Source organism: Polaribacter uvawellassae (assembly GCF_039748955.1).
In the GTDB taxonomy this organism is placed as follows: Bacteria; Bacteroidota; Bacteroidia; order Flavobacteriales; family Flavobacteriaceae; genus Polaribacter; species Polaribacter uvawellassae.
Genome location: NZ_JBDIZN010000004.1, coordinates 61,877 through 84,231, shown reverse-complemented (window position 1 = coordinate 84,231; position 22,355 = coordinate 61,877). Strand labels below are relative to the sequence as shown.

Here is a 22,355-nt window from a genome sequence, read left to right as displayed (position 1 = left end):
AAATCGCTTAATTTCTTAAGCGATTCTTTAGATTCTTAAAAAGGTTCTTTTTTAAGAGATAAAACCTTTCTTAGTTACATCTTTAGAATACCAAACTAAAAATAGACAAACAATAATAATCATAATTGGCATTACAAAATCTTTCATTTCAACATTCATAAATAAATATACGTGTTGAGCAATTGCACCAACCGCCGAAACTAAAAATAAAGTTGCTGCAAATTTTTTCTTAAATAAAAGAAATAAGGCTCCAAATGCTCCGCCAAAAACGGCTAATGCAAAAGCTGCTGTGTACCAAGCAGGATAGTCAACTAAAAATTCTGCTTGTGCTTCTGGTGGTAAAGCAGCAATCATATCATCTGTAATAAAAGCTCTTGTTAAATAAGCCATTACACCCATTAAATTCCAGATTAATGCAACTACTGCAATAACCCAAAATGCTGTATTTGGTTTGTTTGTTGATTCTGACATTTGTTAATATTTTATGGTTAATATGGTTACAAGATAGTTAATATCTTAAAAGTTAGAAAATTATAGAATATAAAATATAATACTAGCAAATATATTTTTGAGAATTTATTCGTTAAAAACCTTAAAAACAACGTACTTTTGCAACTTTCATTAAACACAACAAATGTCAGAAATTATTGCAACTACAGAAACAGAAGAACGTAAAACTGGTAAAGATTTATATAGTTATCAAAAAGGCGCAATTAATAAAATTTTCAAGCTTTTTGAAAGCGCTCCAGACGATTATCACTTATTATATCAATTACCAACTGGAGGAGGAAAGACGGTAATTTTCTCTGAAATGGTGCGTCAATATTTGAAACATCATCAAAAGAAAGTGTTGGTTATGACACACAGAATTGAGTTGTGCAAGCAAACTTCTACAATGTTAACAGAGTTTGGTGTAGTTAACAAAGTAATTGATAGTACAGCAAAATTAGACGATCAATCTAATTATTCTTGTTTTGTTGCGATGGTAGAAACGCTTAACAACCGTTTAAATGATGATAAACTTGATATTTCTGATATCGGTTTGGTAATTATTGATGAAGCACATTACAATTCGTTTACAAAATTGTTTAAGTTTTTTGATAAATCGTTTATTCTTGGAGTTACAGCAACGCCTTTAAGCTCGAATATTAAATTGCCAATGAAAGACAATTACAATGAGTTAATTGTTGGCGAAACGATAGAATCTTTAATAGAAAACGAGTTTTTAGCACAAGCAAAAACCTATTCATATAATGTAGGATTAACCTCTTTAGTTGTTGGTTCTAACGGAGATTATACGGTAAAATCATCAGAAGATTTATATTCAAACACGATGATGCTTGGTAAATTATTACAAGCGTATGAAGAACGATCAAAAGGTAAAAAAACATTGATTTTTAACAACGGAATTAATACTTCTATTCACGTTTACGAAACATTTAAAGCCGCTGGTTACCCGATTGCACATTTAGACAATACAGCAACCAAAAAAGAAAGAGCATTTATTTTAAGATGGTTTAAGAAAACGCCAAATGCAATTTTAACTTCTGTAAGTATTTTAACAACCGGTTTTGATGAGCCAACGGTAGAATCAATCATCTTAAACAGAGCAACAAAATCGCTAACTTTATATTACCAAATGATTGGAAGAGGCTCTAGAATATTAAAAAATAAATCGCATTTTAATATTATAGATTTAGGAAATAATTTTCACAGATTTGGTCCTTGGGGAGCAGATTTAGATTGGCAACAAATCTTTAGATCACCAAATTTCTATTTAGAGAAATTATTAAGTGATGAAGAATTAGAAGAAACATTTTCTTATAATATGCCAGAAACTTTAAGAGCAGAATTTGCGAATTCTAAAGACATAACTTTTGATGTAAAACAAACCTATTTAGATTCTTTAAAAAACAGAGAATCAACAAAAGTGGTATTAGAAAAATCTTTATTACATCATGCAAAAATGTGTGTTGAAAATAGTGAAGATGTCTATGATGCGCTAGATTTAGCCAAGAAATTAGGCGATGACATTGATTTTAGATTGCAACGCTATTCAAAATGTATTAGCAAAAGCACCAACAATTTTATGGATTGGTTAAAAAACGATTATAGAGTTAAATTAAGGCTGCATCTAAGAGCAAATTTTGATGAAATGTTTGAAGAAATTCATGGAAGACCAGCTGAATAAGCAATTAAAATAATTGTAAAAGAGGCTGTTTTATGAAATTGACTAAAGAAACCATATTAATTGTTTTAGCCTTTTTTGCTATTTATGTTATTTGGGGTTCTACGTATTTGTTGAATAAAATTGCAGTTCAAGAAATTTCACCTTTATTTTTATCGTCTACACGGTTTACTTTTGCAGGATTTTTAATGTTAATTATTGCTAAATTTTTAAAGTTACCGTTAAAAATTACTAGAAAACAATTATTTAATAACACGCTTGCTGGCTTTTTATTTTTGGTTTACGGAAACGGTGTTTTTGTTTGGGCTTTAAAATATGTTGATAGTAGTTTTGCAGCTTTAGTTGCTTCGTCTTTACCGTTAGTTGTAATTATTTTAATGAGGATTTTATACGGAAATAAAATCCATAGAATGTCTTTGTTTGGTGTTTTCTTAGGAATTATCGGAATCTATTTATTGGTTAGTCAACAAGAAATTACAAGCGGAGAAAATAGTTTATTGGGTATTTTTATGATTGCTACCTGTATTATTAGCTGGGCTTTTGCAAGTATTTTTGTTTCTAAGGCAGATATGCATTCTAGTTATTTTGTAAATTCTGGTTATCAGATGTTTATAGCCGGAATTTTATTGTCAGCATTTAGTTTATTGTTAGGAGAAGAATGGAAATCACCTTTTTTATGGAACTTTACAACCTTAAATTCCATGGTTTTACTCGTCATTTTTGGGAGTATTATTGCATTTACTTCTTTTAATTTTTTATTAAAAAAAGTATCTCCAGAAAAAGTAGCAACTTCTTCCTACGTAAACCCTTTAATTGCCTTACTTTTAGGTTGGTATGTATTAGACGAAAATGTAACATTACAATCAATTATAGCAGCAGTTATTTTACTTTTTGGCGTTTACTTTATAAATTCTAGTAAGAATACAAAAGAATCATCATAAAATTAAATAGAGTTTAATATCTTTAAAGTCTATTTAATTTTTATTGATGGAAAAATACTTTACTGCTTTTAAAAATGCATTTTTTGGTTCTGTAGATTGGACATGGAAATCTATTTTATTTGAAGTTCCGTGGTACACAAATTATTTTTGGGGATTAATTTTGATTTCTTTGATAGTTTGGTCTTTAGAAATTGCTTTTCCATGGCGTAAAAATCAAGCAATTATTAGAAAAGATTTTTGGTTAGACGCATTCTACATGTTCTTTAATTTTTTTATTTTTTCTATCGTTATTGCAGGTTTTTATACAGTCTTTGAACTTGTTTTTCAAAACTTCGGAATCACTTTAAAAAGCTTAGCAATTATAGATTTAAAGAGTTTACCAACTTGGGCTGCGCTTTTAATTTTCTTTATCATTCTTGATTTTGTACAATGGTTTACACATGTTTTATTGCATAAATACGAGTTTTTATGGCAGTTTCATAAAGTGCACCATTCGGTTAAAGAAATGGGATTTGCAGCGCATTTGCGTTATCATTGGATGGAAAATATTTTGTACAAACCGCTAAAAACAATTGGTGTAATGCTACTTGGTGGTTTTGAACCAGAACAAGCGTTTATTGTACATTTCTTTGCTATATCAATCGGACATTTTAATCACTCGAATATTAAAATTACTTGGGGATTTTTAAAATATATTTTCAACAATCCAGTGATGCATCTATATCATCATATTAAAGTATTGCCAGAAAATAGACCTAACGGAATTAATTTCGGAATTAGCTTAAGTATTTGGGATTACATTTTTAAAACCAATTATGTTCCTGAAGATAGTGGAACTATAGAATTGGGTTTTTCTGATGAAGAAAATTTCCCTAAAGGATTTTTCGGACAATTATTTTACGGATTTAAAAATAAAAAATAACAACTATAAATTAAATACAAACCAAATGAGAACAACACTTTACAGTTTGCTTTTTTTACTTACTATATCGGTAAGTGCACAGAAAAAAGTTTTAGATCATCCAGATTTTGATATTTGGAACACCATAAGAAGTCAGTCTATTTCTAACAACGGAAAGTATATTTTGTATTCTTTAGAAAGAGGAGAAAAAGACAGATTTCTAAAAATAAAAGATGTAAAAGCGAGAGCAATTTTTAAGTATGATAGAGTAGAAGGTGGGCAATTTACTTACGATTCTAAAAATGCAATTTTTACGATAACTGCATGGAAAGACAGCATTACAGAAATGCAAAGAAGAAAAGTTAAAAAAGATAAAATGCCAAAAGATACGTTGGCAATTTATAACCTTTCAAGTAAATCGTTAACTAAAATAGCGAATGTAAAATCATATAAAGTTCCACAAAAATGGGCTGGTTATGTAGCTTATTTATTAGAAGATATTAAAAAACCAGCATCAAAAGACGCTGCTAAAAAGACAGATAAGAAAGAAAAACCTAAAAAGATTAAAAAAGTAAATGCTAAAAACGGATATCATTTGGTTTTAAGAAATTTAGCTACTCAAAAAGAAGATACAATTAAATATGTTACTTCATATTCATTTGCAAAAGAAGGTAAAACTTTGGCGTTTATATCTACTGGAGAAACAGATGATGAAAATGGCGGAGTTTCAGTATTAAACTTAGAGAATAACAAGCAAGCAGAAGTGTTTACAGCAGCAAATGCAACCAAGTATTATCAATTAACTTTGAATGATGTTGGTAATAAATTAGCCTTTGTTATTGATGCAGATACTACAAAAGCCTTGGTAAGACCATATCAATTGTATGTTTGGAATGGAAATGCAAAAGCAGCTGAAATTACTGCACAGAATGCAGCTTCAAATGGATACTATATTTCATCAAACGGAAGAATTAATTTTTCTAAAGACAATTCTAAAATGTACTTCGGATTGGCAACAAAACCAATTGTAAAAGACACCACTTTATTAAAAGACGAAATCGTAAATGTTGAAGTTTGGGCTTACAATTCTCCGAGATTATATACCGTTCAAGAAATTCAAGTAAATAACGATAAAAGAAAATCGTATACAGCAGCTTTACATTTAAACTCTAATAAAGTTGTGCAATTGGCAACTACAGAATATCCAAATGCAACAATTGGAAACGAAGGAAATTCAGAAAATGTGTTGATTTCTAATCCAACTCCATATATGTTAGAAAGTCAGTGGTCTGCAGTTAGAGCAAGCGATTATGCAATAATAAACTCTACTACTGGAAATCGTAGAGATATTTTGCAACAAGTTGCTGGTAGAGTTCAATTAAGTCCGAAAGGAAAATTTGCTTACGGTTATAATAGTGTTGATAGTACTTGGTTTGCATATAATATTGCTAAGAATACAAGATTAGATTTTACAAAAGGAAAAGTGTTTTACAATGAATTAAATGATACTCCAAATCATCCTGGTTCATACGGAATGGCTGGTTGGACAAAAGATGATAATGAGATTTTGATTTATGACAGATATGACATCTTTAAATTTAATCCAACAACTGGCCAGAATACTAAGTTAACAAATGGTAGATCAACAAAAACGGTGTATCGTTATGCTAGATTAGATAGAGAAGATCGTTTTATAGACGATTCTAAAACATGGCTTTTAACAACGTTTAATGAAACAACTAAGAATAGTGGATATTACGAATACAATGCGAAAAGAAATAGAGGAAAACAATTATTAGACGGTCCTTTTAGGTATTCTAATCCAATAAAAGCAAAAGATGATAATAATGTATTATTTACACGTCAATCTTTTATTGAGTTTCCGAATTTACGTGTTTCTGACTTGAGTTTTAAAAAGCAAACGGTTGTTAGTGATGCAAATCCACAACAAAAAGAATACAATTGGGGTACTATTGAATTGCACGAATTTACTTCTTTAGAAGGAAAAGCGTTGAAAGGTTTATTGGTAAAACCAGAAAATTTTGATCCAAATAAAAAATACCCAATGTTGGTAAATTTCTACGAACGTAGTTCTGACGGATTGCATAATCATAGAGCACCATCACCAGGAAGATCAAGTATTAATTACAGTTTTTATACAAGTAGAGGTTACATAATTTTTAATCCAGATATTGTATATAGAGATGGTTATCCTGGAGAATCTGCTTATAATGCAGTAATTCCTGGAATTACTTCTTTAATTGATAAAGGTTTTATTGACAAAGATAAAATTGGAGCACAAGGACATAGTTGGGGTGGATATCAAGTAGCTCATTTAGCAACAAAAACAGATATTTTTGCAGCTATTGAATCTGGAGCACCAGTAGTAAATATGATTTCTGCTTATGGCGGAATTAGATGGGATTCAGGTTTAAGTAGACAATTCCAATACGAACACACACAAAGTAGAATAGGAGGAACTCCGTGGGAATATCCAATGCGTTATATAGAAAATTCACCAATATACAATATGGATAAAGTGAACACTCCAATTCTAATAATGCATAATGATAAAGATGGACATGTTCCATGGTATCAAGGAATAGAATATTTTAATTCGTTAAGACGTTTAGGAAAACCAACATGGTTACTAAACTATAATGGTGCTCGTCATTGGCCATTAAAGATGCAAAACAGAAAAGATTTTAACATCAGAATGGCGCAATTCTTTGACTATTATTTAAAAGATACAGCAAAACCAACTTGGATGGAACGTGGAGTTCCAGCAATTGAAAAGGGAATAAATCAAGGATATGAATTGATGAAAAATTAACTTTTTAAAAAGCTTCTAAGAAATTAGAAGCTTTTTTATTTGTCTTGTTATACTGATATTAATTTCATTTCTTTGAGAAAGATAAAAACAAACACACATGATATTTATACAGAAAATTTTTAAACCAATCTTTACTACAATTGTATTTTTTGTTTCACTAAGTTTAACTGCGCAAAATGTTGCTGAAAGTAATTTAAAAACAGTTCCTGTTGATGATTACGGAAAATGGGAACGTATTAATTGGGGAACATCTTTTTCAAATGATGGTAACTGGCTGCAATATGTAAAGGTTAATAATGAGAGTGATAAAACATTATTTATTGTAAATACAAAAACAAAAAAGGCAAAAGAAATTAATAACGCCGAGTTTGCAAGGTTTTCGGTAAATAGTAAATGGTTGGCTTATGCAAAAGTTTTATCTGGTAAAGCAAGTAAGAAATCAAAAAAGAAAGCTCCAAATAAATTGGGCGTTCTAAATTTAATAACAAATGATTCTCTTGAGTTTTTAGATGTTGTTAATTATAAATTTAGTGGTTCTGGATCATATTTAGCAATGAAACGTCAAAAGAATAAATCGAATACACTAATTGTTAAAAACTTAGAAACGGGTTTAGAAGTAACTTTTGGAAACGTAAAAGAATATGCATGGCAAGATAAAGGAACATTGCTTGCTATGTTGATTAACACTACAGATAAGGTTGGTAATGGAATACAATTGTACAACGCAATTACAGGAAATTTAAAAGTGTTAAATCAAAAAGAAGAAATCTATTCTGGTTTAGAATGGAGAAAAGAGAGCAGTGATTTATTTGTAACAAGAAAAAATATTGATAAAAACTATAAAGAAAGTTCTAATGATTTATTGTATTGGAAAAATTTAGATTCAAATTTCAGTTTTAAAATATTTGATCAAAGTAGTTTTTCTAACTTTCCAAAAGACACAAAAATAATCAATAGAAATATTCGATTTTCTGATGATGGAAACATCGTTTATTTTAATACAGAATATAGAAAACCAAATGACAAGAAAAAAGAAGATGATAAAAAAATAAAAAGCATAACTGACGATGATGAAGCACCTGCATTAGAAATCTGGAATAGTTCTGATGCTGTAATTATTCCTGCTCAAAAGATGAATTCTAGATTTGGTTTTAAACTAGCAGCTTGGAATGTTAGTAACAATTCATTTTATAAAATTGAAAATGATTTAGTTGAAAGAATTCGTTTACAAACCGATACAAATAGTAGTATTGGTCAAGATCAAACTCCTTATGAGTTTGATGGAATGTTTGGAAGACCAAGTTCTGATTTATACGTTGTAAACAATAAAAATGGAAACCGTAAGAAAGTAGTTACAAAAGCAAACAGATATTGGAGTATTAGCCCTAATAATCAATATTTTGTATACCTGAATAATGATCATTTACACCTTTATAATATCAAAAATGAAACATCTTCAAATATCACATCAAATATTAAGGATCAATTTATCGATGTTGAAAATGATCATCCAACTCCACAAAAACCAGCATTTGGGTTTGTAGCTTGGAGTAGTGATAGTAAATCCTATTTCATCAATTCAGAATATGATGTGTGGCAAATATTTACAAACGGATCAAAACCTAAAAGAGTTACTCAAGGAAAAGAGAAAGGTGTTATTTATAGATTTTATAATTTTGATAGAGAACAACAATATATTGATGTAAAAAAGCCAGTTTATTTTTCAATGAGAAACAAATTAACGAAAGCTTCGGGCTTAGCTTCGGGAAAACTTGGAAAAAAGATAAATACTTTAATTTTTAAAGAAGCTTCTATATCAAGTTTTATTAAAGCAAAAGAATCTAATAATTTTGCTTTTGTAGAACAAACCTATATGCAATCTCCTAATTTATTTATTTCAAATTCAACGTCATTTAAATCACCAACGCAAGTTTCTAATACAAATATTTTTCAAAAGGATTATGCTTGGGGAAAAGCAGAATTAATAACGTTTACAAATGCTTTAGGCAAACAAGCACAAGGAATTTTATATTATCCTGCAGATTATAAAAAAGGAAAGAAATATCCTATGATTACTTATATTTATGAGAAATTAACACAAAATTTTCATAGATATATTTCTCCTTCAAGAACAAATTATTATAACACAACAGTTTGGACTCAAAACGGATATTTTGTGTTAAATCCTGATATCGAATTTATTGCTGGTGATCCAGGAATTTCATCAGCAAAAACATTAGAAAGTGCAGTAAAAGCAGTTGTTAATAAAGGAGATGTAGATGCAAAAAGAGTAGGTTTAATTGGTCATTCTTGGGGTGGATATCAAGCTGCTTTTGTGCCTACGCAAACCAATATATTTGCAGCAAGTGTTGCTGGTGCAGGCTTAACGGAATTAATTAGTATGAATTTAGCGGTGACTCCAGCATTTGGAGGAATGCCAGAAAATGCACATTTTGAAGTTAGTCAAGAACGTATGGAAGTTGCTCCTTGGGTTTCACCAGAACGTTATTTAAGAAACTCTCCGGTAATGAACATCGAAACTTTAAATACTCCGATGTTATTTGAAGTTGGAGATAATGACACGAATGTAAATTGGTTTCAAGGAATTGCCTATTACAATGCAGCAAGAAGAGCTAAAAAACCTTTTGTTTTATTGGTGTACGCAAAAGAAGGACATGGTTTAAGGCAAGATAAAAATAGAATTGATTATCAACAACGAATTTTAACGTGGTTTGGACATTATTTAAAAGATGAAAAAGCTGAAGATTGGGTTTTAAAAGGAATTCCTTATGCAGAACAACAGCGCAGATTAAAAAAGAAAAAGTAAACAAAAAGCTCCTAAGAAATTAGGAGCTTTTCACTTTTATAATTTAAATTGATATGTTTTTTTATTTCAACACTAAATGCTGAATAAAGAATTCCATCATTCTATCTCTTCCTAAAGCAGTATGTCCTTTATCTGGACCAATCTGAACTTCAAAACTTTTACCAGCTTTTTGCAACGCTTGTATCAATTGTAAAGAATTTGCTGGATGCACATTGTTGTCATTGGTTCCGAAGAAAATCATTAATTCTCCTTTTAAATCCTTTGCATAATTCATAATGCTAGAAGCATCATATCCTTTTTTATTGTTTGTTATTAAGTTCATATAACGTTCTGTGTACACATTGTCATAATTTCTCCAATCTGTTACAGCAGAATTTGCAACTGCAACATGATACACATCTGGATGTCTTAATAAACTTGTTGCAGCTGTTGTTCCTCCATAAGAAGTTCCGTACACACCAACTCGGTTTTTATCAATATAAGAACGATTGTACAATGATTTTATTCCTTCAGCAAAATCGTCCATTTCTACGATTCCTAAGTTTCCATATAATGTATCTAATAAGCGTTTTCCTCTTCCACGAACATTTCTTCCATCAATATTTAAAACGATAAATCCATACTCTGTAATAGAACTTGGATATGTAAAAGATTCTCTAAAAGCGTTTGTTGCAGGTCCGCCATAATTTGCTAAGATGACTGGATATTTTTTATTTGGATCAAAATTAGAAGGAAAGTGAATCATTCCGTGTAATTCTGTTTCACCATCAGCAGAAGTAAATGTAAATACTTCAACAGTTTTAAAACCTAATTGTTTAAATTCAGTCATATCACTTTTAGCAATTTCAGAAATCTTTTTACCTCTCGAGTTCATTAAATTTACAAAAGGAGGAATGTTGTGTGTTTGTGCAACATCCACAAAATACTTTCCGTCTGGAGAAATAATTGCGCTATGGTTGAACTTAGGATCTGTTAAACGCACATCTTTTGTTCCGTTAAGATTTACACGATGCAATTGCATTTTCATGTGATTTTCTCCACTACGAGCATAATAATATACTTGTTTCTTTTTTTCATCAACCTTCACCAATCTAGAAACTTCAAAATTGTGATTCGTTAAAGTATTCACTAAAGTTCCGTCATAATTATACACATAATAGTTGTTAAAACCATTTCTTTCTGAAGCCCAAATAAAATGTTTTCCATCAGCTAGTTCATACATTTCTGGAGTGTTTTTTGTAAAACTCGGCAACCATTCTTCTCTTACAATTACTCTGGTTTCTCCGGTTGTTGCATTTCCAGCACTAAATTCCATGATGTCTTGCTTACGGTTTGTAGAATGATACAACAATTCTTTTCCGTCTGGCGACCATTTCATTCCGTATAAATACGTTCCTAAAGCACCATCGTTATATGGTTTTCCTTTTCTAACATCTAACGTAACCGTTTTTTTAGTTTCTAAATCATACACCAATAAATCTACTGGTAAATTTTTAGCACCAACTTTAGGATATGCTTCAACCTCAACAGAATCTTGTATTTTTGTTTGATTGTACAATACATAATATTTCTTTGCGTCTTTTTCTTCAAAGCGATAAAAAGCTACTTTTTTAGAATCTGGCGACCACCACATTGCAGTATTTTGACCTAATTCTTCTCCGTAAACCCAAGTTGCGATTCCGAATTTAATTTGATTTTCATCATTTCCTTTAGTTGTTACAGCTTGTACGTTTGATCCATCAGCATTACTGATATACACATTTCTGTCTTTTGTAAAAACTTTTAATTTGTTGTCTGGAGAAATATGAGAAGCATATTGTCTTCCACGAGCTGGCCTGTTTCCTCTTCTAAAACGTTGTTGTCTTTGTGCTTTTTCTGATGCAACAACTTTCTTTTTTCGTACATCGTACGTGTGCTGCATTCCGTCTTCCACATAGGTAAATGTTTTACCGTCTTTTGCCCAAACAACAGAAGTTGGTGCTCTTTTTACAGAACTAAATAGTTTTGGTGCCATTTTTTGATACTGTTCGTAACCTGGCATCTTTTTTAATTTGTCTTGTGCAGAGCTATGTAACGAAAAGACAAATAATAGCAACAATGAAAGTAATGTTGCTTTTTTAGAATGATTGAAATTCATTTTGAGTTAGTTTTAATTTTATTCGAGTAAAGTTAAATCAAAAAAAGTTCTAAGGAAAAAAAGATGCTAATTTTAACGTAAGCTTATAATTTTATTAAAATTAAAGTTTTCTTAGAAAGATTTATATCCCTAACTTTCACTTCTCAATTTATAGAAATATATCCTTATGAATCAGTATCCAAAAAAAGTATATATAAATGGTAAAATTGTAGATGCAAAATCTGCAAAAATATCTGTATTCGACCGAGGTTTTTTGTTTGGTGATGGCATTTATGAAGTAATGGTTCAGATAAATGGTCAGTTTTTTTATGGCGATGAACATTTAAAACGATTGCAGTTTTGTGTAAATAAAATCAATATTCAATTTGATGCAACATCCTTAACTGATGAAATTCCAAAATTATTATCTGCATCAGAATTGCAAAATGAAGATTGTTTGTTGTACATACAAGTTACAAGAGGAACTGCACCAAGAACACATTCATATCCTAAGAATACTGCTCCAACTGTAATGATGTACGCTGTTCCGAAGAAGTTACCAGATATTAATTTGATAAATGCTTCTGTAGTTACAACAAACGATTACAGATGGGAAAAGTGCGATATTAAAATGACTTCACTTTTAGGAAATGTAATGGCAAATGATTTTGCGATGCAACAAAATTGTTTTGAAACTATATTTGTAAAAAACGGAATTATCACAGAAGCATCGCATTGTAATGTGTTTTTTGTTAAAGACAATGTTATATGTACACATCCAGCAAATGAGTTTATTCTAAACGGAATTACACGTCAAATTGTGCTTAATTTATGTAGAAAACTTAATTTAAAGGTTGTAGAAAAAGGAATTCATTTTTCTGATATTTCAAAAATGGACGAAGCTTTTTTAACAGGTACATCAACCCAAATTGCTGCTATAAGACAAATCAATAATCATTCTTTTTATAAAAATGATGAGATAGGAATGATTACAAAAAAACTACAACAAGCCTATTTTGAGTTAAAATAATACTCTCACAAAATAATTAAAAATCAATTTATATATTTACGATAGTAACGTATTTACTTTTAAAACTACCAAACAAATGAAATCACATTCCTTTTTAATTCGCTTATTTTTATTTTTAATTGCTCCATTTACATTAATTGCTCAAGATTTTAGTGCTTTAAAATACAGAACTGTTGGTCCAGAAAGAGGAGGAAGAGTTACTGCTGTAACCGGAACACCAATGTTGCCAGGAACTTTTTATTTAGGAGCAACTGGTGGTGGCGTTTGGAAATCTGATGATTATGGAGTTTCTTGGAATAATGTTTCTGACGGATTTTTTGCAACACCATCAATCGGCGCAATTGAAGTTGCCGTAAACGACCCAAATATTGTTTATGTTGGTACTGGTTCTGATGGTTTACGAAGCAATGTAATTTCTGGAAAAGGAGTTTATAAGTCAATAAACGCGGGTAAAACTTGGGAACATATCGGTTTAAGAGAAACTGGGCAAATTGGAGCTGTAGAAATTGATCCTACAAATCATAATATTGTTTGGGTTGCTGCCATCGGAAATGCTTTTAAAAACAACAATGAACGTGGAATTTATAAAACAATTGATGGTGGAAAGAATTGGGAAAAAGTATTATTTATTTCTGATGAAGTAGGTTTTGCTGATTTAGAATTATTACCAAGTAATCCTGATATTGTGTATGCTGCAGCTTGGAAAGGGCAACGCAAACCTTGGACAATCATTTCTGGTGGAACGAATGATGAAGGCGGAATCTATAAATCTATTAATGGTGGAAAAGATTGGGTAAAATTAGAAAATGGTTTGCCAAAAGGTTTAATTGGTAAAATTGATTTAGCAGTTTCTGCAGTAGATTCGAGTATTTTATATGCAGTTATTGAAGCGCCAGGAAAAGAAGGAGGTTTGTATAAATCTGTAAATCAAGGAAAATCATTTGTGCAAGTTTCTGATAATAAAGGTTTGGTAAATAGGCCTTTTTATTATACCAATATTGAATTAGATCCTACAAATCCGGATATCATTTATTCAAATGCAAATCCCTTATTAAAATCGATTGATGGCGGTAAAAGTTGGAGAAGAATGTCGGTTCCTCACGGAGATAATCATGATATTTGGATCAACCCAAACAATCCAAATTTATTAATTCAAGCTAATGATGGCGGCGCAAATGTTTCTCATAATGGAGGAAGAACATGGTCAACTCAATACAATCAACCGACAGCAGAATTATATCAAGTAGAAGTAGATGATCAATATCCATATTGGTTATATGCTGGTCAACAAGACAATTCTACCGTTGCCATACCGAGTTTACCTCCGTCTGCAACTGTAATCTCTAGAAGAGGTTGGGGAATAAGTGTTGGTGGATGTGAAACGGGTCCTGTTGTTCCAAAACCAGGAAATCACAACATTGTTTATGCAAACTGTAAAGGGAATTTTGGAGTTTTTAATAAATTAACAGGAACAGAGAAAAAATATACTGTTGGTGCTTCTTATATTTACGGTCACAATCCAAAAGATTTAAAATATCGTTTTCAGCGTGTGGCTCCAATTCATGTTTCTCCACACAATCCAAATCTGGTGTATCATGGTTCTCAGTATATTCATAAAACAATGACAGACGGAAAAATTTGGGAAACTATTTCTCCAGATTTAACAGCTTTTGAAGAAGACAAACAAGTTAATTCTGGAAGTCCAATTACAAGAGATATTACTGGAGAAGAATATTATAGTACTGTTTATTCGATTAGAGAATCGAAATTAAAAGAAGGTTTAATTTGGGTAGGCTCTAATGATGGAGTGGTTTCTGTTACTCAAAATGGTGGAAAATCATGGAAAAATGTAACACCAAAAAAATTACCAAAAGGAGGTAGAGTAGAATCTGTTGAACCATCGCAATTTAATCCTGCAAAAGCATATATTGCTGTTGATAGGCATTTATTGGGCGATGATAAACCTTATTTTTATAAAACTGAAAATTATGGAAGAACTTGGGAGTTGATTTCTACAAGTTCAAACGGAATTCCAGATGACTTTACAAGCAAAGTTTTACGTGAAGATCCAGTAAGAGCAGGATTATTATATGCTGGTACAGAATTCGGAATGTTTGTTTCTTTTAATGACGGAAAATCATGGGAGAAATTTCAACAAAATCTGCCAGTTACACCAATTACAGATCTTAAAATATTTAGAGGAGATTTAATTTTAAGTACTATGGGAAGAGGTTTTTGGATCTTAGATAATATTACTCCTTTAAGACAGAAAGAAATCAATAGTTTAAAATCTTCTCCTTGGTTATTTAAACCAGATACAACGATTCGATATCGTTCTAGAGGTTATAGATCTGAAGGTATTGTTCAATATCCAGGAACTAGTGTAATGATTGATTATTTTATTCCGAATGGAAACAAATCACCAATACAATTAGAAATTTTAGATGCAAATAAAAAAATAGTTGCATCAATTGTTAGTGATAAAAACTTAATTGCAAAAACAACCATTGTAGAAGATATGAATTTAAGTCAGACTTTTGTTTATGTTGATAGCAGGTTAGAATCCAAAGCTGGAATTAATCGTTTTAATTGGAATTTACAACAAAAAGGAGTTTGGTCAGCAAACAAAAATAGAAGTTTTAAAAACGGACCAATGGTTGCTCCAGGAATTTATTCTGCAAAATTAACAGTAAACGGAAAATCGTTTGAACAATCGTTTGAAATTGTAATGGATCCAAGAGTAATAGAAGAAGGAATTACAAAAGCAGATATTGTTAATCAGCTTGCAATGCAACAAAAAGTAATGGATTTTCTTTCTGAAGCAAGACAATTTCAAGATAGATTAGAAAAAGAAGCAACCACTTTACAAGGAAAAAAATCAGCTAGATTAGATAAAGTAAATACCGCTTTAAAACAATTAAAAAATGCTTCAGGTGCTTATCCTCAACAAATGTTGGTTTCGCAAATCTCGTTCTTACTAAACATGATTAGTAGTGCAGATCAAATTCTGGGACAAGATGTAGAAAACAGATTTAAAGAATTAAAAAATCAGTTTTATACATTAAAAAATGAACTTAGAAATTAGTTTTATTTGAAAGAAACATTAGTGTAACAAATAAATTGCTTATTTAATTTCTCTATTATTAACGGTAAAATAGATATATTTGCATAATAATTTTAAATAATTTACAGTACGAATGGCAAAATCGCAACAGACATACAATAAGAGTGAAAAAGAAAAAAAGCGTTTAAAAAAACGTGAAGACAAAAGAAAGAAGATGGAAGCTCGTAAAGCTGAAACAAAAGAGAAAGGTTCTTCAGGTATTGAGTTTGCTTACGTAGATCATAATGGAAATTTAACTGATACTCCGCCAGATCCAACTTTAAAAGTGGAAGTTGAGTTAGAAGATATCATTTTAGGAATTCCTAAAAAAGAAGAAGGTGAAGCAGAAGATCCGATTAGAAATGGTAAAGTTTCATTTTTTGATTCCTCTAAAGGATATGGTTTTATTTTAGACACTGATAATCAAGAAAAATATTTTACTCACGTTAGTGGTTTAATTGATGAAATCACAGAAAACGACAAAGTTACTTTTGAATTAGAAAAAGGTTTAAAAGGAATGAACGCTGTAAAAGTGAAACAAAAAAAGTAATTATAATTAATACATAAAAAAAGCAACTTTCTTAAAGTTGCTTTTTTTATGCTTTAAAAGTTGGCGTGTAAATGGTTCGTTAATGAATTTTACACCATTTTATGACACTTTTGATGTAAAGCCTTGAGATAAAAACTACAAGCCTAAAAACGAAAGAATAAAGATTTGGTAGTTATATTTTAATAAATTGAAAATAAGTCAATTAAAGTGTTGAATGTCTAAATAATGTAACCACCTTTGCAAATCAATAAGTATTATAAATTTAATTACATTACAATGAGTAACGGAACAGTAAAATTTTTCAATGAATCTAAAGGATTTGGATTTATCACAGAAGAAGGAGTAGACAAAGATCATTTTGTACACATTTCAGGATTAATCGACGAAATTCGTGAAGGCGATAGCGTTGAATTTGATTTACAAGAAGGAAACAAAGGATTAAATGCAGTTAACGTAAAAGTTATCTAAAACATATACTTTAAGTTTTATAAAAGTCCATCAGCAATGATGGACTTTTTTTATGCTGATATTTCGCCTATAAATAAGAAAATATTAATACACTAATTTCTTCAATTCCCGACATCGGTATGATTACCTTTGCAAAAATTATTATTTTATGTCTAAACGTTTTTCCGATTTAGGAATTCATGATCAGCTAATACAAAGTTTGTCTGATTTACAGATTTCTACTCCAACAGATATTCAAAAAAAAACAATTCCGGTTATTTTACATCAAAAAGAAGATGTAGTTGCGTTGGCAAAAACAGGAACAGGAAAAACTGCGGCATTTGGTTTGCCTTTATTGCAATTGATTGATGTTGATAAAACTAATATTCAAGCAGTAATCTTAGCGCCAACTAGAGAATTAGGACAACAGATTTACACAAATTTAGTCTCTTTTTCTACACATTTACCTGCTGTTTCCATTGCTACAGTTTGCGGTGGAATTCCGATTAAACCTCAAATTGAACGTCTAAAAAGCATCACACATATTGTAGTTGCAACTCCTGGTCGTTTGGTAGATTTGGTAGAACGAAAAGCAATTGATATTAAAAACATCTCTTATTTTATTTTAGATGAAGCGGATGAAATGGTGAGTGCTTTAAAAGTTGGATTGGATGCAATTATTAAAGAAATTCCGAAATCTAGAAGAACATTATTGTTTACGGCGACAATGCCAGGAACCATTAAACAATTGATTCAGAATTACATGTCAAAACATGTTGTTCAAATTGAAGCAGATATGACAACTGTTGGGCATCAAGGAATTGAGCATCAATATGTGGTAGTAGAACCAATAGAAAAATTAGAAGTGTTGTTACATTTCTTAAATTCTAAAGAAGGAAAACGAGGCATTATTTTTTGTAAAACAAAAGCTGCGGTAAATAAACTAGCGAAGAACTTAGCCATCAATAAATTTTCGTCTGGAGCTATTCATGGGAGTCTAACTCAAGGAATTCGAGATCGAATTATGGGGCAATTTAGAGAAGGTTTTATTGATATTTTAGTTGCAACAGATTTGGCAGCAAGAGGAATTGATGTCAAAGACATTTCTTATGTCATTAATTATCATTTGCCTGATACTTTTGATGCTTATGTTCATAGAAGTGGACGAACAGCAAGAGCAGGAGCAACGGGACTTTCATTAACAATTTTACAACAAGAAGAAGTTGCTGATATTGCTGATTTTGAAAAAGAATTAGGCATTGTTTTTAAAGAATTTAAAAAAGCGGATGCTAAAAGTATTGAAGAAAATAATGGCTTATTGTGGGCAAAGAAAATATTTAAGACCAAACCAAATCGTTCTATTTCTGAAGAGTTTAGAAAAGAAGTAAGAACGATATTTCATCACTTAACAAAAGAAGAATTGATAGAAAAAGTATTGGCAAATTATATAGCACAAGCCAATTCTGGAGCTTCAAAATTAGAAGAAACTAAAAAGAAAAAGAAGAAATAGACATGGCAAATAGCATTAAAGACCAACAAGATATTCTTGATAAGTTAAAAATATATAGTTTAAATCCGATGCAAGAAGAAGCGTTGGAAACAATCAATAACAATGCAAACACCATTTTGTTATCTCCAACTGGAACTGGAAAAACACTCGCTTTTTTATTGCCTTTACTAGAACAGTTAGATCCAGAAAGTAAAGAAGTACAAGCTTTAATTATTGTACCTTCTAGAGAATTGGCAATTCAAATAGAACAAGTTGTTAGGAATATTGGCTCAGGTTACAAAGCCAATGCAATTTATGGTGGAAGAACGATTGCTAAAGACAAAACAGAATTAAAACATACGCCAGCTATTTTAATCGGAACTCCAGGTAGATTGTCAGATCATTTTGAACAAGCGCGTTTTACAACAGAAGAAATCAAAACATTGGTGATAGATGAGTATGACATTTCTTTTGAAGTTGGTGCTGGTGGAGACATGAGAAACATCATCAGTCATTTACCAAATATTACAAAACGCATATTGACTTCTGCTACAAAAGGAGCTTCGATTCCAAGTTATTTTAGAATGGACAATGCAGTAACGTTGAATTATATCAAAGAAAAAGCAGCTTCAAAACTGATAATAAAAACCATTCTTTCTCCATCTAAAAATAAACACAATACCTTGGTTGATTTATTAAATCATTTAGGAAATGATCCAGGAATTGTGTTTTGTAATAAGAAAGATAGCATTGAAGATATTAGTGCATTTTTAGATAAAAAGAAAATTGCACATACATGTTTTCATGCAGGAATGGAACAAAAAGACAGAGAACGTGCTTTGATAAAATTAAGAAACGGAAGTGTTTCAATTTTAGTAGCAAGTGATTTGGCTTCAAGAGGAATTGATATTCCTGAAATGAAATTTGTAGTTCATTATGAAACTCCAGATGCTTACGAAGAATACACGCATAGAAATGGAAGAACTGCTAGAGTAGAAGCTAAAGGAACAGCGTATTTGATAAAAGGAGATCGAGAAGTTTTTCCTGAATTTATAGAAAATGCTAAAGTTGAAAAATTGTCTACAACCGGAAAAAGAAAACCTCAATATTGGATAACTTTATTTATTTCTGGCGGAAGAAAAGATAAAATTTCTAAAGGAGATATTGCTGGATTGTTCTTTAAACAAGGAGAAATCAATAACGATCAATTAGGAACTATTGATTTAAAACAAGATTGTGCTTTTGTTGCTGTACCATTAACAATTGCTGATGCTTTGGTAGAAAAATTGAATAATACACGTTTAAAAAAGAAAAAAGTAAGAGTCAGTGTTATATAAACGAAGTCCTTAATTTGGAATTAGATAACACATCTTTTTTACCTCGTTTATAACACGGTTAATTTTTACATCTGATAATCCTATTTGTTTCATTTTATTCGAAGCAACTAAAAGCTCTTTTACCAAGATAACATCATTCTCAATAAGTAAATGTTTTTCTTTTTTACTTAATGTTGTTAAAGTTGTAATTGGATAGAGCGCATGTGTATCAATATTTGCTTTTAAACCATTATTTACTGGATAATCCCAACTTAATAAATGTAAACCAACACATTTACCATAATTAATGGCATCTTCTGAAAACCGGGTATTGGTAACCAACCAACCTTGTTTTAAATGTGTGTTACGGTTAGAATTTGTATTCCATTCTTTCTGAATATCCAAAAATCTAGAATTAATATACAATGGAATTTTTACTCCACTTGAGTTTCTAGCATCCGAATGAAATTTACATTCAATTGCATAAACATTTCCATCTTTTTCTGCCAATACATCAATTTCATGAGTTACACATTCTCCATCTAAAACAACACTTACTTGGGTTTTATAACCTTTCTCTTTTAGTAAAGCGCCAACCAATCTCTCAAACGGATAACCCGTTGGTCCTAAATCAAAAATAGCACGTTTTAAACTATAGCGAGAAGCAGAAATACGGTTTTGTTTTTTTAATAGTGCAAAAGCTTTTTTATAAATTGTGTTTGATGAAATACCATCATAAACATCTATTTGTATTTTTTCTACTATAGATTCAATTAAACCTTTGGAAGCACCAGCAGATAAGAGTGAGTTTCTTAATTTGTTAAATGAAAAAAGCTCAGTTTCTCCATTACTCTTTCTAATATAAATTTGTTTTTCCATTTTATTAATTGTTTTAAAACCTCAAAATTTCTGTCATTAATCCAAAACGAATGATAGACATTTGATGTTCAAAGTTAATATTATAATAATCGGTACCACGATATAACTGAACAAACAATCCAATATCTTCCAAAAATTTTGGATGATAATAAAAAGTAAGACTTGCATTAAGTCTATCTAAATCAAAAAAATCTAAGTTATTAAAATGATCTAGCATAAAGGTCGTTTCAACTTTTAAAGAAAACTTCGCTTTTCCGTTTTCATCATCTTGCAAAGGAAACTTAAATGATGTAAATGAATTGTGCCATCTTAATCCGCTATATTGACCTCTCATCTCTTGAAGCATCCAGTTTTTTGGATGAAATTCAACGGAACTTTTTATTGTTTTTATCGCTTTTAACTTCGTGCTATAAGATGTTTTAAGAAAACCTAATTCTATGAAATTAGTTGCAAAACTTCCAGATTTTGTATTAATTGTGTTGTCTGCATTATAAAATTCTCCTTCTTGTCCGTTGGAGTGATGTGCAATCCTTCCAAATAAAACCGAATAATTAAGAGCTGCTTTTTTACTAGCTAAATAGTAAAATGATATTTGAGGAATGTAACTTGGTGTTCGAATTGGATACGAATCCTCATTAAACATTCTAAGTATTATTTGTGGCGTTAATACTGCCATTAGTTTAGAATCTTTACGTTCTCTTATTATAAAAGAAGGGTTTACGTTGGCTTCAAAAATTAATGGAACAATGTTTCCAATATCTGTTGGAAAGGTGATATAGGTGTCATTTTGATTGATTAATGCAATTCTTTCTAATGATAGTTTTGGTAAAACTGTATCTATTTTTTGCGCCATCAATTGACTGAAAGAGCTACTAACCAGAAGTAAAATGATAATTCTTAATTTCATCTTTTATTTATAAATTACTTGTATTGTAATTATGGTATCTTTATCTAAATTAAAACTTGCTTTTTTAAAATCTGGACGATTATTCAATCCGAAGTTTTTAAAATTGGAAAAACCAACGCCTTCAGCAGGTAATGGTAAAAGGAATTTTTTATCTAATTTTTCATTTTTATTCTCATCGTGCAAAATGGTTGCAGCATACGTTCCTTTAGGTAAATTATTAAATGTAGTTTCAGCTTTATCATTACGTATGATAACCTTTTTTTTCTTATAAAAATTTTTAAATTTTTGATCTGGAATTGAGCCTTCTTTATTGTATAAAGCAACAATAACAGTTCCTTTAGAGTTTTCTAAACCAATTGTTTTAATAGTTAATGAATACGAATCTGTATATACATTGGTTAAAATTAAACTTAAATAGATCAATGTTTTCATTTTGCTTTAGGTATTGTAAGCTTTGCTAGTATTGCAAATACCAAAGTAAACGTCATTCTAAAGATCATCGCTTTTACCGTTTTATCCTCATAAATTCCATCGTTATAAATATGAATTTGCAAAGCAATAAATGCAATAGCTAACAGGATAAAAACAAATCGTAAAATAGAAAAAGCTTTGCTGTTATTTTTAAATAAATAATATGCGGCGGCTAGATATAACAAGCCAGAAATTAGATTCACCCAAACAATAAACAATACATAATTTCCTTCTTTGGCTCTGATTCCAAACCAATCAAAAATAACAGAACTGCTCATAAATAGTGTTGCAAAAGCAAATAGTAATAGGATAAGCACACTAATTTTGTTAATGATGTTTTTAGTTTTCATATTATGA

17 protein-coding genes are annotated in these 22,355 nt (G+C 30.4%); 11 read left to right on the top strand and 6 right to left on the bottom strand.

Annotated elements, in window-relative coordinates; all coding sequences use genetic code 11:
- Nucleotides 1–51: 51 nt before the first annotated feature.
- Nucleotides 52–471 (bottom strand): hypothetical protein, encoded by a 420-nt coding sequence (locus ABDX67_RS10330; protein WP_347174949.1) that lies wholly within the window; start codon nucleotides 469–471, stop codon nucleotides 52–54.
- Nucleotides 472–634: 163 nt separating this feature from the next.
- On the opposite strand from ABDX67_RS10330, the gene ABDX67_RS10325 reads away from it, so the two are divergent.
- The 5 genes from ABDX67_RS10325 (at nucleotide 635) to ABDX67_RS10305 (ending at nucleotide 9,690) form a co-directional block, all read left to right on the top strand.
- Nucleotides 635–2,191 carry a DEAD/DEAH box helicase gene (locus ABDX67_RS10325; protein ID WP_347174948.1) on the top strand — a complete coding sequence of 519 codons (1,557 nt, stop codon included), beginning with the start codon at nucleotides 635–637 and terminating at the stop codon, nucleotides 2,189–2,191.
- A gap of 32 nt (nucleotides 2,192–2,223) precedes the next feature.
- The gene (locus tag ABDX67_RS10320) at nucleotides 2,224–3,129 is read left to right on the top strand and encodes an EamA family transporter (RefSeq protein ID WP_347174947.1); all 906 of its coding nucleotides are present in this window, start codon (nucleotides 2,224–2,226) and stop codon (nucleotides 3,127–3,129) included.
- A gap of 46 nt (nucleotides 3,130–3,175) precedes the next feature.
- Nucleotides 3,176–4,051 (top strand): sterol desaturase family protein, encoded by an 876-nt coding sequence (locus tag ABDX67_RS10315; RefSeq protein WP_347174946.1) that lies wholly within the window; start codon nucleotides 3,176–3,178, stop codon nucleotides 4,049–4,051.
- 25 nt (nucleotides 4,052–4,076) lie between these two features.
- Nucleotides 4,077–6,863: an alpha/beta hydrolase family protein gene (locus tag ABDX67_RS10310; protein WP_347174945.1), complete on the top strand. Its 2,787-nt coding sequence runs from the start codon at nucleotides 4,077–4,079 to the stop codon at nucleotides 6,861–6,863.
- A gap of 97 nt (nucleotides 6,864–6,960) precedes the next feature.
- Nucleotides 6,961–9,690, top strand: coding sequence for an alpha/beta hydrolase family protein (locus tag ABDX67_RS10305; RefSeq protein WP_347174944.1), 2,730 nt, complete (start codon nucleotides 6,961–6,963; stop codon nucleotides 9,688–9,690).
- Nucleotides 9,691–9,751: 61 nt separating this feature from the next.
- Here the strand turns inward: ABDX67_RS10305 and ABDX67_RS10300 are convergent, their stop codons facing one another.
- Nucleotides 9,752–11,827 carry a S9 family peptidase gene (locus tag ABDX67_RS10300; RefSeq protein ID WP_347174943.1) on the bottom strand — a complete coding sequence of 692 codons (2,076 nt, stop codon included), beginning with the start codon at nucleotides 11,825–11,827 and terminating at the stop codon, nucleotides 9,752–9,754.
- Between the two features lie 166 nt (nucleotides 11,828–11,993).
- Here ABDX67_RS10300 and ABDX67_RS10295 point away from each other — a divergent pair, with 166 nt between their 5' ends.
- The 6 genes from ABDX67_RS10295 (at nucleotide 11,994) to ABDX67_RS10270 (ending at nucleotide 19,762) form a co-directional block, all read left to right on the top strand.
- The gene (locus ABDX67_RS10295) at nucleotides 11,994–12,836 is read left to right on the top strand and encodes an aminotransferase class IV (protein WP_347174942.1); all 843 of its coding nucleotides are present in this window, start codon (nucleotides 11,994–11,996) and stop codon (nucleotides 12,834–12,836) included.
- A gap of 76 nt (nucleotides 12,837–12,912) precedes the next feature.
- A complete protein-coding gene (locus tag ABDX67_RS10290; RefSeq protein ID WP_347174941.1) occupies nucleotides 12,913–15,921 on the top strand; it encodes a hypothetical protein in 3,009 nt (1,002 codons plus the stop codon).
- 112 nt (nucleotides 15,922–16,033) lie between these two features.
- Complete coding sequence (locus ABDX67_RS10285; protein ID WP_347174940.1) at nucleotides 16,034–16,489, top strand: cold-shock protein; 456 nt, start codon at nucleotides 16,034–16,036, stop codon at nucleotides 16,487–16,489.
- A gap of 276 nt (nucleotides 16,490–16,765) precedes the next feature.
- The gene (locus tag ABDX67_RS10280; protein WP_347174939.1) at nucleotides 16,766–16,957 is read left to right on the top strand and encodes a cold-shock protein; all 192 of its coding nucleotides are present in this window, start codon (nucleotides 16,766–16,768) and stop codon (nucleotides 16,955–16,957) included.
- Between the two features lie 148 nt (nucleotides 16,958–17,105).
- Entirely contained in the window at nucleotides 17,106–18,446 is a 1,341-nt protein-coding gene (locus ABDX67_RS10275; protein ID WP_347174938.1) for a DEAD/DEAH box helicase, read from the top strand.
- 2 nt (nucleotides 18,447–18,448) lie between these two features.
- Entirely contained in the window at nucleotides 18,449–19,762 is a 1,314-nt protein-coding gene (locus tag ABDX67_RS10270; RefSeq protein WP_347174937.1) for a DEAD/DEAH box helicase, read from the top strand.
- A 9-nt stretch (nucleotides 19,763–19,771) separates the two neighbouring features.
- Here ABDX67_RS10270 and ABDX67_RS10265 read toward each other — a convergent pair whose 3' ends face one another.
- From ABDX67_RS10265 to ABDX67_RS10250, 4 genes are read right to left on the bottom strand one after another with little or no spacing between them, the layout of a single operon-like run.
- A complete protein-coding gene (locus ABDX67_RS10265; protein WP_347174936.1) occupies nucleotides 19,772–20,620 on the bottom strand; it encodes a restriction endonuclease in 849 nt (282 codons plus the stop codon).
- 13 nt (nucleotides 20,621–20,633) lie between these two features.
- Nucleotides 20,634–21,527, bottom strand: a complete 894-nt coding sequence (locus ABDX67_RS10260) for a hypothetical protein (RefSeq protein ID WP_347174935.1) — start codon at nucleotides 21,525–21,527, stop codon at nucleotides 20,634–20,636.
- Nucleotides 21,528–21,530: 3 nt separating this feature from the next.
- Entirely contained in the window at nucleotides 21,531–21,959 is a 429-nt protein-coding gene (locus ABDX67_RS10255) for a DUF2141 domain-containing protein (RefSeq protein ID WP_347174934.1), read from the bottom strand.
- Nucleotides 21,956–22,348 (bottom strand): hypothetical protein, encoded by a 393-nt coding sequence (locus ABDX67_RS10250; protein ID WP_347174933.1) that lies wholly within the window; start codon nucleotides 22,346–22,348, stop codon nucleotides 21,956–21,958. Before ABDX67_RS10250 ends, ABDX67_RS10255 begins: the two co-directional genes overlap by 4 nt.
- Between the last annotated feature and the right edge of the window lie 7 nt (nucleotides 22,349–22,355).